Annotated in this window: 16 protein-coding genes and 1 tRNA gene; 7 read left to right on the forward strand and 10 right to left on the reverse strand. The window is 66.5% G+C overall.

Annotated features, from left to right (window positions below):
* Positions 1-111 precede the first annotated feature (111 nt).
* Positions 112-201, forward strand: a tRNA-Ser gene (locus D4766_RS10530).
* Positions 202-350: 149 nt separating this feature from the next.
* Here D4766_RS10530 and D4766_RS10535 read toward each other — a convergent pair.
* The 4 genes from D4766_RS10535 to D4766_RS10550 form a co-directional block, all read right to left on the reverse strand.
* Positions 351-617 carry a hypothetical protein gene (locus tag D4766_RS10535; RefSeq protein ID WP_120717419.1) on the reverse strand — a complete coding sequence of 89 codons (267 nt, stop codon included), beginning with the start codon at positions 615-617 and terminating at the stop codon, positions 351-353.
* An 87-nt stretch (positions 618-704) separates the two neighbouring features.
* A complete protein-coding gene (locus D4766_RS10540; protein ID WP_194955814.1) occupies positions 705-1,088 on the reverse strand; it encodes a group III truncated hemoglobin in 384 nt (127 codons plus the stop codon).
* A 4-nt stretch (positions 1,089-1,092) separates the two neighbouring features.
* Positions 1,093-1,434, reverse strand: coding sequence for a DNA-binding transcriptional response regulator (locus D4766_RS10545; protein WP_120717421.1), 342 nt, complete (start codon positions 1,432-1,434; stop codon positions 1,093-1,095).
* A gap of 26 nt (positions 1,435-1,460) precedes the next feature.
* On the reverse strand, positions 1,461-2,150 hold the full coding sequence (locus tag D4766_RS10550; protein WP_120717422.1) for an alternative oxidase: 690 nt from the start codon (positions 2,148-2,150) through the stop codon (positions 1,461-1,463).
* Between the two features lie 178 nt (positions 2,151-2,328).
* Here D4766_RS10550 and D4766_RS10555 point away from each other — a divergent pair, with 178 nt between their 5' ends.
* Both D4766_RS10555 and fixJ read left to right on the forward strand, forming a co-directional pair.
* Positions 2,329-3,777 (forward strand): two-component system sensor histidine kinase NtrB, encoded by a 1,449-nt coding sequence (locus tag D4766_RS10555; RefSeq protein WP_234024775.1) that lies wholly within the window; start codon positions 2,329-2,331, stop codon positions 3,775-3,777.
* Complete coding sequence (gene fixJ / locus D4766_RS10560) at positions 3,767-4,390, forward strand: response regulator FixJ (RefSeq protein ID WP_120717423.1); 624 nt, start codon at positions 3,767-3,769, stop codon at positions 4,388-4,390. The genes D4766_RS10555 and fixJ overlap by 11 nt, the downstream gene beginning before the upstream one ends.
* Positions 4,391-4,393: 3 nt before the next feature.
* On the opposite strand, the gene D4766_RS10565 is transcribed toward fixJ, so the two are convergent.
* A complete protein-coding gene (locus D4766_RS10565; protein WP_120717424.1) occupies positions 4,394-4,825 on the reverse strand; it encodes a hypothetical protein in 432 nt (143 codons plus the stop codon).
* Positions 4,826-5,163: 338 nt separating this feature from the next.
* On the opposite strand from D4766_RS10565, the gene D4766_RS10570 reads away from it, so the two are divergent.
* Together D4766_RS10570 and D4766_RS10575 are read left to right on the forward strand one after the other, a co-directional pair.
* Positions 5,164-6,675, forward strand: coding sequence for a PAS domain-containing protein (locus D4766_RS10570; protein WP_234024776.1), 1,512 nt, complete (start codon positions 5,164-5,166; stop codon positions 6,673-6,675).
* A gap of 233 nt (positions 6,676-6,908) precedes the next feature.
* Entirely contained in the window at positions 6,909-7,451 is a 543-nt protein-coding gene (locus D4766_RS10575) for a pseudouridine synthase (RefSeq protein ID WP_120717426.1), read from the forward strand.
* A 4-nt stretch (positions 7,452-7,455) separates the two neighbouring features.
* On the opposite strand, the gene D4766_RS10580 is transcribed toward D4766_RS10575, so the two are convergent.
* The 3 genes from D4766_RS10580 to D4766_RS10590 are packed head-to-tail and all read right to left on the reverse strand — an operon-like array spanning position 7,456 to position 10,377.
* Positions 7,456-8,619, reverse strand: coding sequence for a cupin domain-containing protein (locus tag D4766_RS10580; protein ID WP_120717427.1), 1,164 nt, complete (start codon positions 8,617-8,619; stop codon positions 7,456-7,458).
* Positions 8,619-8,888: a hypothetical protein gene (locus D4766_RS10585; protein ID WP_120717428.1), complete on the reverse strand. Its 270-nt coding sequence runs from the start codon at positions 8,886-8,888 to the stop codon at positions 8,619-8,621. The genes D4766_RS10580 and D4766_RS10585 overlap by 1 nt, the downstream gene beginning before the upstream one ends.
* Before the next feature lie 31 nt (positions 8,889-8,919).
* Positions 8,920-10,377, reverse strand: a complete 1,458-nt coding sequence (locus D4766_RS10590) for a helicase HerA domain-containing protein (RefSeq protein WP_120717429.1) — start codon at positions 10,375-10,377, stop codon at positions 8,920-8,922.
* Between the two features lie 127 nt (positions 10,378-10,504).
* On the opposite strand from D4766_RS10590, the gene D4766_RS10595 reads away from it, so the two are divergent.
* Positions 10,505-11,335, forward strand: coding sequence for an XdhC family protein (locus D4766_RS10595; protein WP_120717430.1), 831 nt, complete (start codon positions 10,505-10,507; stop codon positions 11,333-11,335).
* The gene (locus tag D4766_RS10600; RefSeq protein WP_120718178.1) at positions 11,304-11,924 is read left to right on the forward strand and encodes a nucleotidyltransferase family protein; all 621 of its coding nucleotides are present in this window, start codon (positions 11,304-11,306) and stop codon (positions 11,922-11,924) included. The genes D4766_RS10595 and D4766_RS10600 overlap by 32 nt, the downstream gene beginning before the upstream one ends.
* Here the strand turns inward: D4766_RS10600 and paoC are convergent.
* Both paoC and D4766_RS10610 read right to left on the reverse strand, forming a co-directional pair.
* On the reverse strand, positions 11,896-14,097 hold the full coding sequence (gene paoC / locus D4766_RS10605; protein ID WP_120717431.1) for an aldehyde oxidoreductase molybdenum-binding subunit PaoC: 2,202 nt from the start codon (positions 14,095-14,097) through the stop codon (positions 11,896-11,898). The genes D4766_RS10600 and paoC overlap by 29 nt on opposite strands.
* A 4-nt stretch (positions 14,098-14,101) precedes the next feature.
* Positions 14,102-15,052 (reverse strand): FAD binding domain-containing protein, encoded by a 951-nt coding sequence (locus D4766_RS10610; RefSeq protein WP_120717432.1) that lies wholly within the window; start codon positions 15,050-15,052, stop codon positions 14,102-14,104.
* Positions 15,053-15,055 lie beyond the last annotated feature (3 nt).

The raw sequence follows: 15,055 nt of genomic DNA on the forward strand, positions 1-15,055 counted from the left end.
CACGGGGCCGACGGCCATCCACCGAGAGGTCTTGGCAAGCCCGCGCGGCTCGGCTAGGCGGCGCGCTCGCTTCGACCGGGCCCTCGCGGGCAGCAAGCGCAACGACCTCGCGGAGAGGTGGCAGAGTGGTCGAATGCGCCGCACTCGAAATGCGGTGTGCCGGCAACGGTACCGTGGGTTCGAATCCCACCCTCTCCGCCAGTCACCGCCAGCATCAGTCTACGCTGAGAGGGTCTTCGCGCGACGCTGCCGAACAGGGGGCTTTGCGCGTCAGACTGGACATTCCCCGTCATTCGCCAGAACAGGGTAATTGATCGCCCGGAACAGGGAGCCTATTCGCCGGTAACAGGCTAATAGATCGCGATAACAGGGTAGCTCCAGGTGCGCGGCCAACCGAATGCTTCGCGCCGCCTCAACCAATCAAGCGGAACCTCGCTGCCAGGGAAAGCTTCGAGGTTCAGAGCGGGCGGCTGGCGGCCCGCGAGGATGTCGCGCTGGAGGTCGGGGCCGAGAAACGCGAGCCGCAGGATCTGGCGCTCGTATGGAACGCGGGGTGCTTCATCGAGCAGCAGCAGTCCGTTGCGATCGCGCCGAATGAACCGATGTGCCTTGCGCACCGCTGCAACGAAAGCCCGCGGGAACTGTGGCTTCGCTAGAACTCGGCATTCGCTTGTATGCGTGCAATCCCTTGGGCAGGCAGATCGTCATGCAGCCGCCTCCCGCTCGCGATGGAATTGTACACCGAGTTGCAGGCTCTCGGCGATGCGGCCGGCTTTCTTCTGAAAGGCACTAGCCGTTTCTGGGCCGAGGACTTCCTCTGTCACTTCGTTCCACAGCGCGAGCCAGCGATGGAAGTTCGCCGAGGACATGTGTTCAGCATGGCGCAGGTGCGCGGCCATCGGCTGGCCCTTGTACCGTCCGCTCGTCAACATGACCGATGACCAGAACGCTTCCAGCTCGCCGAGATGATGCGGCCAATCGCCGATTGCGCCGTTGAAGATCGGGCCAAGCACGTCGTCGGCCCTGACGCGAGCGTAAAACCGAGGGACAAGCCTCGCGATGTCTTCCTCGCTCACCAGCGGATCGATCACGTCAGGCGGCTTTTCGCAGATGCAGCGCTTCGGCGATGGCGCGGCTCAGTTCGTCACCCAGAAGCGGCTTTTCGATCAGCGCGGCACCGGCTGCGGCGGCACGCGCACGGAAGGCGGTGTTGGGATTAGTGACAAGGATTATCGCCGGTGTAGCGGTTCCCCTGGCGCGTAGTTCGAGCAGGGCGGCCACACCGTCCTGCCGGTAGCCCTGATCGATGACCAGTGCGGCAGCGGCGCGATTGTCTCCCGTTGCCGACACCTGGAAGCCCTCGACGGAAAGCGCGAACTGGAGCGAGGAAAGGACCGCCGGGTCACTCACCAGCAATGCGATGGAGCCGGTCATGTCCTGTCCTCTCTCCCCCACCCTTCTCAAGCCGCATTCTTCCAGTTGGGTTCGAGCACCACGTGGGGCGGGCACTCGGCAATCTTGCCGACCGGCAGTCCCGCCAATTCATTCGCGAAGCCGTGGTTGACGTCGCGGTGGTGGGCCTCGTCGGCGCGGACCACGAGAACCACATCGCGCAGCGTCGCGCTGTCGGGGAGGCCCCAGTAGCTCTTCGCAATTGCCGGCGCCGGCACGTTCTCGCTGCGTCCCTCGTCGATCTCGGCGAGGTAGTGCGTGTAGCTGATCACCGCTTCTTCCTCGAAGTAACCGACCACCCGGTGCGCGGTCTTGCTGCTGACCAGGTAAAGCGCAAAGAAGAACAGGTAGAACACCCACTGCACGCCGATGATGACCGCGCGCTCGAACAGCGTGGGCTTGGAGACCTCGATGAACGTCATCAAGTGCATCCGCTCGTTTTCGGCCTCGTCCATCAGGGTCTTGATCCAGCCCTTGTCGTCGCACATCCGACGCAGCGCGCTCAGGTGGTTGATCGTCGCGCCGACCATTCCGGGAACGGCGGCGACGGTCTCCAACACCACCGCGCGATGGCCGTAGCGCTCGGCGAAGAAGGTGTCGGCGGTCCAGCGCAGGACCTTGGTGAAGCCGTAGGCGACCCGGTCCGAAATCCCCTTGGGGTTGTGGTGGACGCTGAGATCGATGAACGGTGCGGTCATTGGAACTTCTCCATTGGCGGCGCTATTGCTCTCAAGCGCCGTTGATGGAGCTGATCTAGGCCGCCGAAGGAGTCCGCGGAATTTGGATGATGTACCTACCGCGCCGTCCCTAAGGGCCTTACCGGAGGTCGGCCGCGTGGCCTTCGCAAGCCGCTTCCTGCCGCGTCTGTCGGTACTCGTGGCGCTCACGGTGGCGTTACTTGCGATAGCCGCCGGCGCGGCTGTGCGGCTCGTGTTCGACGAAGAGCTCGGCGCGCGTGCGACGTTTCTGTTCCTGATTCCCGGGGTTGTGATGGCCAGCGCCTTGTCCGGCCTGCGCGCTGGGGCGTTGGCGGCGCTGGTCGGGGCGGGTGTCGGCATATGGTGCGACACGCGCGGCGGGCTCGAATCGGGCAGCGTGATCGCGGCCGCGGCCTATGTAGCAATCGCTCTCGCCATCGCACTTGGCGGCGAGTGGTTTCAGCGCGCACGGATCGAAACCGAGGGGGCAGCCGCGAGCCTCGCCCGTAGCGAGGCGCACTGGCGCTCGATCCTCGACACCGTCCCTGACGCAATCGTGGTCATCGATGAGCAGGGCTTGATCCGCGATTTCAGCCCCGCAGCCGAGCGGATGTTCGGCTGGATGGCCGAGGAAGTCACTGGCCGCAATATCAGCAAGCTGATGCCGGATCCTTATCGTACTGCGCATGACGGCTATCTCCAGCGTTATTATCGTACCGGAGAGAGGCGCATCATCGGCAAGGGCCGTGTCGTGGTGGGTGAGCGCAAGGACGGCTCGACTTTTCCGCTCGAACTCGCGGTGGGCGAGATGCAGGCCGAGGGGCAACGCTATTTCACCGGCTTCATCCGCGACCTCACAGAGCGGCAGCAGGCGGAGGCGCGGCTGCAGGAACTGCAGAACGAACTGGTGCACGTCTCGCGCCTGACCGCGCTCGGCGAGATGGCCTCGGCCTTGGCCCACGAACTGAACCAGCCACTCTCGGCCATTGCCAACTATCTCAAGGGCAGCCGCATGCTGCTTGCCCGCGACGAAGTGCCGCACGAACGGGTTGCCGACGCGGTCGAGCGTGCCGCCGCCGAGGCGCTGCGGGCGGGCGAGATCATCCGGCGGCTGCGCGATTTCGTCGCGCGCGGGGAAAGCGAGCGGAAGGTCGAGAGCTTGCCCAAGCTGGTCGAGGAAGCCAGCGCGCTCGCGCTGGTGGGCGCCAAAGAGCACGGGATTCGCGTGCATTATGTTTTCAGCCGCGACATCGACCTGGTGCTGGCTGACAAGGTCCAGATCCAACAAGTCGTGCTCAACCTGGTGCGGAATGCGGTCGACGCCATGGCCGATGGCGGACTGTCGCGCCGCGAACTGGTGGTCGCGATCGAGCCGGCGGAGGAGGAGATGGCCTGTGTCCGTGTGACCGACACCGGGCCAGGGATCGAGCCCGAGGTCGCCGAGCGATTGTTCCAGCCCTTCATAACCACCAAGCGCACCGGTATGGGCGTCGGCCTGTCGATCTGCCGCACGATTGTGGAGGCGCATGGCGGGCGCATCTGGGGACGGCCACGAGAAGGTGGCGGAGCGGAATTCGGCTTCACCCTCGAAGCCGTCGGCAAGGAGGAACTGTACGATGGCGAGTAATGCCGGTGAGGGAATCGTCTACGTCATCGACGACGACGAAAGCGCGCGCGACAGTCTCGAATTCCTGCTCGACGTGGCCGGAGTGCGGGTGCGCTCGTTTACATCGGCCGAAGCGTTCCTCAAAGCTGCGCCGGCGCTCGCGGGTGCCTGCGTGGTCACCGACGTGCGCATGCCCGGGATGAGCGGCATCGAACTGGCGGAAGAAATGAAGCGGCGCCAGGCGGGCGCGCCCGTGATCGTGATCACCGGACACGCCGATGTGCCGCTGGCGATCCAGGCGATGAAAGCGGGCGTCGCCGACTTCATCGAGAAGCCGTTCGACGATCAGGTCATGCTCACTGCGATTAACAACGCGCTGGCGCAGCAGGCAGGAAACGACGGCGCGGCGGCTGAACGCCAGCAGGTTCTGGACCGTATCGCTACCCTCAGTCCCCGCGAGCGAGAGGTGATGGACGGCCTGGTCGCGGGCAAGGCCAACAAGATGATCGCCTTCGATCTCGATATCAGCGCACGCACCGTCGAGGTCTATCGCGCCAACTTGATGATGAAGATGCAGGCGAGGACTCTGTCGGACCTCGTGCGGATGGCGACGATCGTCTCCGTCTCGCGCTGACCGTCAGGCGACAATCGCGCTTATGATCGCAATCGCCACCCCGAAGAAGCCGAGGAGCACCGGGAGCACGAGCACTTGTCCGGCGACGGAGCGGGTGTCCATCGGGCCGGTCCACGTGTTGAGCTTACCGCCCGTGCGGCCGAAAACGCCCACACGGCGATCGTCGACATTCGCCAGCACACGCGCGGTCCCGAAGAACATGGCAACATAAAAGGCGCTGATGGCCACCGCGAACTCAGCTCGACCCTCGCCAGCGGTTGCGCCGAGCAAGCCGCCGAGAAACGTGCCGTACCCGCCGAGCATCACCGACCACATCCAGCGAGGAAGCTCGAAATCCGAATGCTCCGGCAACGCCGGTGCCGGGGAAGCGAGTTGCGCGAGTTCCTCGGCAGTGACGATGCGCGTTTCTGCCGCGAAGTCTTGATTATGGCGCATAGCGGTCCCTTTCGGTGCTGATCAGCTCGACTGCTGATCGGTGCGCCAGTTGTACCGGGGGCGGGGAACCGAGAAACTTGGATGTTGTCCTTACCGCCTCTCCCCTAGGTGACTTCCCGGAGGCTGACGGGGAGCCGACTTCGCCGATCGGACGCCCCGCAGCACGCTGTTCGCTAACGGCCCAAAGCACGACTGTCCTCACGCGAGCGCCAATCTTGAATGTATCTACCAGCTTAACACTTATTGGTCCGTCCCGTGGAGCGAATTTCATCGTCTTGAACAAGGACCCGTTTCGCGCCACATCCCTGCCCCCATCGATCGGATGACAGGGGCTCGGTTTGGACATTGATTTTTCTGAACTGATGAATGCCTCGCCCAATCCCTATGTGGTGATGGACAAGGATCTTCGCCTGGTATGGATGAACCGCGCATACCTGGTTGCAACGATGCGCGAACGAGACGAACTCGTTGGCCAGAAGATGTTCGATGCTTTCCCGAGCGAACCCGGCACGGACAGTTTTCGCTTGTTGAATGACTCCCTGGAGCGTGTCCTACGGACTCAGGAGGCCGATGAAATTGCTCTGATCCGGTATGACATTCCGGCGTCGGACGGCTCGATGGAAACGCGCTTCTGGAGTGCGACCCACACACCCCTTTTGAACAGGAACGGTGAGCTGGCATATATCCTCCAGCACACTGTTGACGTGACGGAGTTGCAGGGCCTCAGGCGATTGCGGGATGAAGCCGATCTCGTCCGGCGCGCCGAGAAGGTCCAGTCGACGAATGACAGCTTGGTACGCGAGAGCCATCGGCTTCACGCCTTTTTCGACCAGGCTCCGGGTTTCGTAGCTGTACTCGGGGGGCCGGATCATGTGTTCCAGATGGCGAACGCCGCATATCATCGTCTGGTCGGGCGGGATGATCTGGTCGGTATGAAAGTCGCCGACGCGCTTCCCGAGGTCGTTGGTCAGGGGTTCGTGGATATCCTGGACCAGGTTTATCGCAGCGGCGATCCCTATTTGGCAGAGCGAGAGCCCGTGAGTTTGAACGTCGGCATAGGCGAGAACGAAACCACTCGGCTGCTGACCTTCGTTTTCCAGCCTATCCAGAGTGGAATGGGGAATGTGTCGGGCATCATCGTTCAAGGCCACGATGTTACCGAAGAGGTCGCGTTTGAAGAGCGACAAGTCCTTCTCATCAACGAGCTTCAGCACCGCGTCAAAAACACGATCTCGGTGGTTCAAGCGCTTGCCAAGCAATCATTCCGTTCGGTTCCGGAAAGTAAGAAGGCTCTGGGAGTGTTCTCCGGCAGACTTTCCGCCCTTTCCACCGCCCACGACCTGTTGACCAGCAGGAACTGGGGTCCGGCCTCGATATCGGCGCTGTTGAGATCGACCCTTTCTGCCGCCGTGGGGGAGGCGGTCGGTCGCATCGATCTGGATGGTCCGGACCACTTTCTCGAGCCGGAGACTGCGCTGGGTTTGACGATGTTGATCCATGAACTGGCCACCAACGCGCTCAAACACGGTTCGCTTTCCGCTGAGGCCGGCCAAGTGCTGCTCAGCTGGCATATCGATTATCGAGATGATACCGACACGGTGCAGCTCGACTGGACGGAAAGCGGAGGGCCTGTCGTGTCGGAACCCCGCCAAAAGGGATTTGGCAGTCGTCTGATCGAACGAGGCCTCGGTGGGGGAGGATCAGGGCCGCAGATTAGCTTCGAACCAGAAGGTTTCGCATATTCGATCGACTTCGCGATTGCGAAGAACCCGCAAGGCGCCAGTTTGGGGCGAACATTCGCGCGTTTCAAGCATGTCGGAACGGCGTCTGGCGACAGCTTCGAGCAATAGCTCGGGATGGCGGCATCAGGCATGGTGGCCGCGGGTTTGCAGCCTAATCGCTATGCTAATCAATCCGGTAGCGAGAGGTTGGACGAATAGACGTCGATCGATGTGATGGCCGAAGGTCCGCTTCAGCGAAGACGAGTTGCACTCCGACTGACAGCACCGCCACAGGCCGGCCTTGCCCGAGCTCCGAAAGGAAGCAGGCGGCAAGAGCGGACCGGAGTTAACGGGGGCGCGCGGTGAGCGGCATTATCCTTTTCAACAAGCCCTACGGCGTGCTGTCGCAGTTTACCGATGAGCGGCAGGGTGCGCCGCGCCCCACGCTCGCCCGCTACATCGGTGCGCCGGATTTCTACCCGGCCGGTCGGCTCGACTTCGACAGCGAGGGTCTGCTGGTGCTGTGCGACGACGGGCGGATGCAGGCGCGCATCGCCGACCCGCGGTACAAGCTGGCCAAGACGTATCTCGCGCAGGTCGAAGGCGAGCCCGACGAAGCGGCGTTGGAGGCGCTCCGGCGCGGGGTCCGGCTAAGAGACGGCATTACGCGGCCCGCCAGGGCCGAGCGGATCGCCGACCCGATGCTCTGGCCGCGCGACCCGCCGATCCGGGTCCGCAAGGCCATTCCCGATTGCTGGGTGCGACTGACCATTGCCGAAGGGCGCAACCGGCAGGTGCGGCGGATGACCGCGGCGGTCGGCCACCCCACGCTGCGGCTCGTGCGCTGGTCGGTCGGGGAGTGGGCGCTGGACGACTTGCAGCCGGGCGAATGGCGCTGGGCGTGATCGCCTAATCTTCGTCCGCGGGAGCAATACACCCGCGATCGGCAAGGTCGATTACCAGACGCATCACGTCCGCGTCGGCCAGCGCATCGGCCGCAAGCGCGAAGTTCCGGCCGGCGCAGATATGCTGCGCGAGGGATGCCGCCGCGCCGCTGCACGCGAACGAGGCACCGTCGACGAAGAGGATCACGGCGTCCGATGCTTCGCGAACGAACGAGAAGCGGCTGGCCGGATTGCGCTCGAAGCGGACCGTGCCAGCTGCGTGCGCCAATTCTCCCAGATCATCGGCGGACAATGGCTCTTCCGGCGACCAGTCGATCCGTTCGTCCTTCGGTTCGGTGACGTGGCGGCCGAACCACGCGACGAAGGCCTGTTGGTCGCCCAAGGCGCCCAGCACGAGGTCGCGCGCCCGTGCCAGCGCGTCGGGCGTGATCTCGCCCGGATTGGCGGCGGGGCAGAGACCGGGGTCGGCGTAGCGATCGTCCTCGTCCAGCGTGTCCAGCACGTGATCCGCCCATGCCGAGACGAGATCGCCGCGTGAGGGAGCGCGAAAGCCGACCGAATAGGTGATGCAATCGTCGCCGACCGCGATGCCGTCGTGCGCGAAGCCGGGGGGGACGTAGAGAATGTCGCCGGGCTCCAGCACCCATTCGTCGGTCGCCTCGAACCCGGCCAGCAGGCGCAGGCCGTCGTGCGGCAGAAGCGGGCTGGCCTCGTCGCACTTCGGCCCGACGCGCCAGCGCCGGCGGCCCAGCCCCTGGATCAGGAAGACGTCGTACTGGTCGAAATGCGGGCCGACCCCGCCGCCGTCGGCGGCGTAGCTCACCATGACGTCGTCGATCCGCCAGTCGGGGACGAAGCGGAACGGCTCGATCAAGTTCGCAACCTCGGGCACGTGATGATCGACTGCCTGCACCAGCAACGTCCAGGGGCTGTCGCCGAGCTCGCCGAAGCGACCGGGCGCGAACGGGCCGCTTTCCAGTTGCCATTCCTGCGGACCGGTATGCCGCACGATCCGCGAATCGACCTCCGGCTCGCAGGCCAAACCCGCCAGTTCGTCGGGCGCGAGCGGATTGGTCCAGTCGTCGAACGCCCGCCGGATCAGCAGCGGTCGCTTCTGCCAGTGATCGCGCAGGAACGCGGCGGCATCGAAATCGCGCAAGGACGGCATCAGGTGCCGGGCGCTTCGTCGGCGCGCGCCATCAGGTCCATGAAATCGCGCGCCGCGTCGCGGTCGGCCGGGTCGGGAAAGGCGACCTCGAGATCGGGTGCCTCGCCGAACATGTAGAGGATCGACCATAGCGCGAAGCGCTGACCGCGGTCGCGCGACAGGCCGAGATCGACAAGCATCTTCTCCACCCCGGCGGCGCGGGCGCTTTCGCCCACCTCGTCGAGGGAGCGGCTGCCGAAATAGCGATAGAGGACGTCGTCGAGGTTCATCGCCCCCGCGATACCAGAAATCGGGCGGCGGTCACGCCATCGCGGTGGCGACGTCGAGGCGCGGGATCGCGATCGAGCGGCGTCCGGAAAAATCGGTCCGCACCACGACCAGGTCGCTGCGTTCGAGATGGTCGAGCATGCGCCGCGCGCGGCCGACCGAGCGGGTGCCGTAAAGCACCGCCAGCGCCTCGTCGTCGGGGCAGGGCTCGCCCGCGATGGCAGCCTTGCCGATGGCGAGGAACGGGGCGACGAGATCGTCGGGGATGGTGTCGGCCAGACCGAGCAGTTCCGCGTCCTTTTCCTCGGGTTCGCCGGGGTCGAGACCCGCCAGAGCGGTCGAGAACGCCCGCCGGAAGCGCGCTGCATCGAGCCCGTGGTTCTTCAGCCCGCGCATCCGGCACCGGACGGTGAAATCCTGGAACAGTGCCGCGCCCGGCTGGAAGGTGCAGCCGTCCTCGTCCGCCATGTCCGACATCACCGACCGCACGATCGCCGCGGCGTCCTCTTCCGAAGGTTCCGGCAGGGCCGGGGCCGCGCTCGGCATGTCCTGCCGCGCGATGGTCGCCTGGAGCGATGCGGCGGCGACGGGCGGGGGGGAGGCCGGTTCCCACAGGCTCGCCTGCGCCGGCGGCTCTTCCGGCGGGGCATGAAGGATGGCGGCCATGTCGTCGCCGGTCGCCGCGGGCGGCGGGGTGAGGCCGGCGACGGTGGACTTGGCGCGCGTCTGCACGCTGCCGATCCTGACCGCGACCGACCTTCGGCTGATCGCGGGGCCGAGACCGAGGAAATGGCCGCGCTCGAGGTCGCGGATCTGTTCGGCCTGTCGCCTCTCCATGCCGAGGAGATCGGCTGCGCGGACCATGTCGATGTCGAGAAAAGTGCGGCCCATCAGGAAATTGGAAGCCTCGGCGGCCACGTTCTTCGCCAGCTTCGCGAGGCGCTGGGTCGCGATCACCCCGGCAAGACCCCGCTTGCGGCCCCGGCACATGAGGTTCGTCATCGCGGCAAGCGAGGCACGGCGGGCATCGTCGCTGACTTCGCCCGAGGCGGACGGCGCGAACAGTTGCGCCTCGTCCACGATGACCAGTGCCGGGTACCAGTGGTTGTCGGGCGCATCGAACAATGCCGACAGGAACTGCGCCGCGCAGCGCATCTGGTTGTCGATCTCCAGCCCGTCGAGCGCGAGGACGACACTGGCGCGGTGTTCGCGGACCCGTGCGGCGAGGCGCACAATTTCGGCTTCGGAATAGGCGGCTCCGTCGATCACCACGTGGCCGAATTCATCGGCCAGGCTGACGAAATCGCCTTCCGGATCGATGACGACCTGCTGGACGATCGCCGCGCTCTTTTCGAGCAGGCGGCGCAGGAGGTGCGACTTGCCCGATCCGCTGTTGCCCTGCACCAGCAGGCGCGTGGCGAGCAGTTCCTCCACGTCGAGCAGGACGGGAGCCCCGCCGGGGTCCTCCCCCAGATCGATCCGATTCTTCACGCCGCCTTCGTAGCAAGGCTGTCGCTGTGCTCACGCCGGCACAGGGGGTTTTCCGCAGGTTTGGTCGCGGCGCTCGCGAGCGGCTTTGCGGTTGCGTCGCACAGGCCATGCTCCGATAGGCGGCGGCATGGTGGTGGACGAGGATCATGCGGCGCTGGCCGCCGCGGCGGCGGGCGGGGCGGCGCTGTGCACGATCGTAGGGATCGAGGGCAGTTTTTCTCGCCGGGTCGGGGCGCAACTGGCCGTCAGCCCGGGGGGCGAAGTCGTCGGCAGCCTGTCGGACGGTTGCCTCGAGGAGCAGGTCGCCCGCGATTGCCTAGAATGCGCCGGGCCCGAAGTGCGGCGCTATGGCCGGGGATCGCCGCTGATCGATTTTAGGCTGCCCTGCGGCGGCGGGCTCGACATATTGCTCGACCCTTCACCCGATCGTGCGGCGTGCGAGCAGGCGATGGATGCACTTGCCGACCGCCGTCTTGCCGCCTTGCCGTTGCCGGCGGTTGCGGGCGAGCGTGCAGCACGGTCCTACATCCCGCGCCTCAAGATCAGGGCATTCGGGGAAGGGCCGGAACTGGCCAGTCTCGCGAAAGTGGCGGACGCGGCGGGTCTCGCGATCGAGGCGCACGACAAGGGCGATCTCGTGCTCGGCCAGCCTGCGGGGCGCGAGCCGGCTGATATGTGGACCGCCGTCGTCCTGCTGTTCCACGACCACGAATGGGAACTCGCGCTGCTCGAAGAAGCGCTGGCGAGCGATGCGTTCTACATCGGCGCGCAGGGCGGCCGCCAGGCCCGCGACGCCCGGCTGGTCGAACTGGCGGCGCGCGGAGCGAGCGGCGAAGCGCTCGCGCGCATCCGCAGCCCCATCGGCGTTCCGGCGGGCAGCCGCACGCCGCAGACCCTGGCGCTGTCGGCCCTGGCGGAGATCACCCATGCCTACGAACGGCTGCGCCCTGATTTCTGACCGGCGCGGGACGGCGTTCGCGCTGCTGGCCGCAGGGCGGGGTGCGCGCTTCGGGCCGGGCAAGCTGACTGCGGACCTTGCCGGAAAGCCGCTCTGGCGCCGCTCGGTCGATGCCGCGTTCGAAGCGAGTATCGATGCCATCGTGGTCGTCACCAACGATGCCGCGATCGCGGCAATGTGCGCGGCCGAGGGCTGGCAGGCCGTCGCCAATCCCGATGCCGCATCGGGTATCGCGTCCTCGGTCCAGGTCGCGGCGAGGGCGACCGACGAATTCGATCGCACGATCGTCGCGCTGGCGGACATGCCCTTCGTCGAACCGGCCCATATCGCCGCGCTGGTCGCTGCGGGTGGCACCGCCTTCACTTGCCTGCCCGGCGGTCGCCCCGGTGTGCCCGCCGCGTTCGACCGGGCGGGCCGGGCACGGCTGGCCGTGCTGACCGGCGACCGGGGCGCGGCAGCGCTCGACTGGCCGGACGCGCACTTGATCCAACCGGCGGACCCCGAAAGCCTGCTCGATGTCGATACGCCGGAAGCGCTCGAGCGCGCGCGGGCCCTTGCGGTCAGGCGATGGCCGGCAGCTTCTCGATAAGCTTGTCGAGCGTGATCGGATACTCGCGCACCCGCACGCCGGTGGCGTTGTAGATCGCGTTGGCGACCGCCGCGCCCGGCCCGCAGATGCCGAGCTCGCCGACACCCTTGGCCTTCAGCGGGCTGACCTTGTCGTCCAGCGTGTCGAGGAACACGACCTCCTGATGCGGGATGTCGGCGTGCACCGGCACTTCGTAGCCCGCAAGGTCGTGGTTGACGAAGAAACCGAAGCGCTTGTCGACCACGAGGTCTTCCATCAGCGCCGCCCCGGCGGACATCACCATCGCCCCGATGACCTGGCTGCGCGCCGACAGCGGGTTGAGGATGCGCCCCGCGTCGCACACCGCCAGCATCCGGCGGATACGCGTCTCGCCGGTGTACATGTCCACGCCCACTTCGGCGAAGTGCCCGGCGTACGTGCCGATATCGTAATCCTTCTGGAACGCGCCGAAGTCCATCTCGCCTTCGGCCGACATCGGGCCGGCTTCGGCCAGCTTCCGTGCGGTGCCGCCGCCCGTCACGCGCCCGTCGGCGAAGGTCGCGGCATCCGCGTCGAAGCCGAACTTTTCCGCCACCTTGCGGCGCAGTTCCACGCATGCGGCGTAGACGCCCGCGGTCGAGCTCGCCGCGCCCCACTGGCCGCCCGAGCCCGACGAGACCGGCATCCGCGAATCGCCGAGGTCCACGCGCACCGCGGACAGCGGCACGCCCATGCATTCTGCGGCGGTCTGCGCGATGATGGTATAGCTGCCCGTGCCGATGTCGGTCATGTCGGTCTCCACCCGGAGGCCGCCGTTCGCATCGAGGCTGACCCGGGCGGCCGACTTGGTGGTCGGTGCGCCGCGATAGCCGGCGGCGACACCCATGCCGACCAGCCAGCGCCCGTCGCGTACGCTCGCGGGCCTCGCGTTCCGCTTCGACCAGCCGAACCGATCGGCCCCCTGGCGCAGGCATTCGACGAGATGACGATCGGAAAACCGCTTCGACGGATCGGACGGCTTCGTCTCGGGCTCGTTGCGGATACGCAGTTCGACGGGGTCGATGCCGAGCTTTTCGGCGAGTCCGTCCATTGCCACCTCGAGCGCCATGTGCCCAGGTGCCTCGCCCGGAGCGCGCATCGCGTTGCCTTCGGGCAGGTCGAGTTCGGCGATATAGCTGGCGGTGAGGTTGTCCGGGCCGGCGTAGAGCGACCGGGTCTGGGCTGCGCCGTTCTCCGCGCTGCCGCCGGGCAGGTTGCCCGACCAGCATTCGTGGCCCATCGCCAGGATGCGCCCGTCGCGATCCGCACCGATCCGCAGGCGCTGGATGGTCGCCGGGCGGTGGGTCGAGTTGTTGAACATCAACGGCCGCTGCATGGCGATCTTGACCGGTCGCTTCGCCGCCTTCGCCCCGAGCGCCGCCATGACAGCGTCGGCGCGAATGAACAGCTTGCCGCCGAATCCGCCGCCGACGAACGGCGAATCGAGCCGCACGTTTTCTTTCGGCATGCCCAGGATCTTCGCCAGCGCCCCGCGGCCCCAGTCGATCATCTGGTTGCTGGTCCACACGGTCAGCTTGTCGCCCTCCCACGCCGCAATGGTCGCGAAGGGCTCCATCATCGCATGCGCCTCGTCGGGCGTGGTGTAGGTCTCGTCGAGCTGGACCGGCGCGGCGGCGAAGGCCTTGGCGAAATCGCCGTTGCGCTTCACGTCTTCCGGTTCGCTCCAGCCGCGGGCGATCTTGGCACCGTCCTTGCCCTTGGCGAGTTCGTAGCGTCCGTCCGCCCGGTCGTAGCCGGTGCGGATGAGGCCGGCGGCGGCGCGCGCCTGCTCGAAGGTTTCGGCAACCACGACCGCGATCGCCTGGTGGTAGTGCGCGATGTCGCGCCCGCCGAACAGCGGCGCGGTGTTGAAGTTGCTGGTGCCCACCGGCTCGTGCTCGGTCGCGGCGACGATCGCGAGGACACCCGGCGCCTTGCGCGCGGCGGCAAGGTCCATCGAGGCGATGCGCCCCTTGGCGATGGCCGAACCGACGATGTAGCCGTAGGCCTGGCCCGAGACGACGTCGTGCCGTTCATAGGCATAGGGCGCGGTGCCGGTGACCTTGCGCGGCCCGTCGATGCGGCGGGTGGGCTTGCCGATGACTTTGGGATCGTCGACCAGGGTCTTGCCGGTGGCGGGGGCTTCGAATTTCATCGGATCAGCTCCTCACATCGGCGAGCACGGCGGCCAGCGTGCGTTCGGCGAGCGGTATCTTGAAACGGTTGTCGTCGCGCGGGGTGGCACCGGCGAACGCCTGCTGCACCACAGCCTTAGCGCCGAGCGGCAGCGCGTCATCGGCCTTGGCGGTGCGCCACGGCCTGGGGGCAACCCCGCCGAACGAGACACGGCCGCTACCGTCGGGCTGAATGATCGCCGCCACCGAGACCAGCGCGAAGGCATAGGATGCGCGGTCACGCACCTTGCGGTAGACGTGGGTACCGCCGACCGGTTTGGGCAGGACGACCGCGGTGACGAGTTCGCCGGGCTTGAGCGCGGTCTCGATCTCGGGCGTGTCGCCCCACAACCGGTGGAACTCGCTCGCCAAGATTGCGCGAGTCGTGCCGTCGGGCGCGATCGTCTCCACCACGGCGTCGAGCACGGTCATCGCGTTGGCCATGTCGCCGGGGTAGGTCGCGATGCACTTGTCCGACACGCCGACCACGCCGAGCTGGCGCGAAAAGCCGCCGACGGCCGCGCAGCCGCTGCCGGGCTTGCGCTTGTTGCAGGGCATGTTGGGGTCGTAGAAATACGGGCAGCGGGTGCGCTGGAGCATGTTGCCCGCGGTCGTCGCCTTGTTGCGGAGCTGGCCGCTGGCCCCCGCCTGAATCGCGCGGGTCAGCACGGCATAATCGCGCATAATGCGCGGATGGGCGCTGAGCGCGGTGTTTGTGACGAAGGCGCCGATGCGCAGGCCGCCCTCGGTCGTTTCCTCGATGCTGCCGAGCCCGGCGTCTTGAATGTCGACGAGGTGAGTGGGGGTTTCGATCTCGAGCTTCATGAGATCGAGCAGGTTGGTGCCGCCGGCGATGAACTTGGCCCCCGGCCTCGCCGCGACCGCGCGGGCGGCGGCCTGGGGGTTGGCGGCGCGTTCGTAGGTGAAGCTGCGCATGGT

This window comes from Tsuneonella amylolytica (genome assembly GCF_003626915.1).
Classification (GTDB): domain Bacteria; phylum Pseudomonadota; class Alphaproteobacteria; order Sphingomonadales; family Sphingomonadaceae; genus Tsuneonella; species Tsuneonella amylolytica.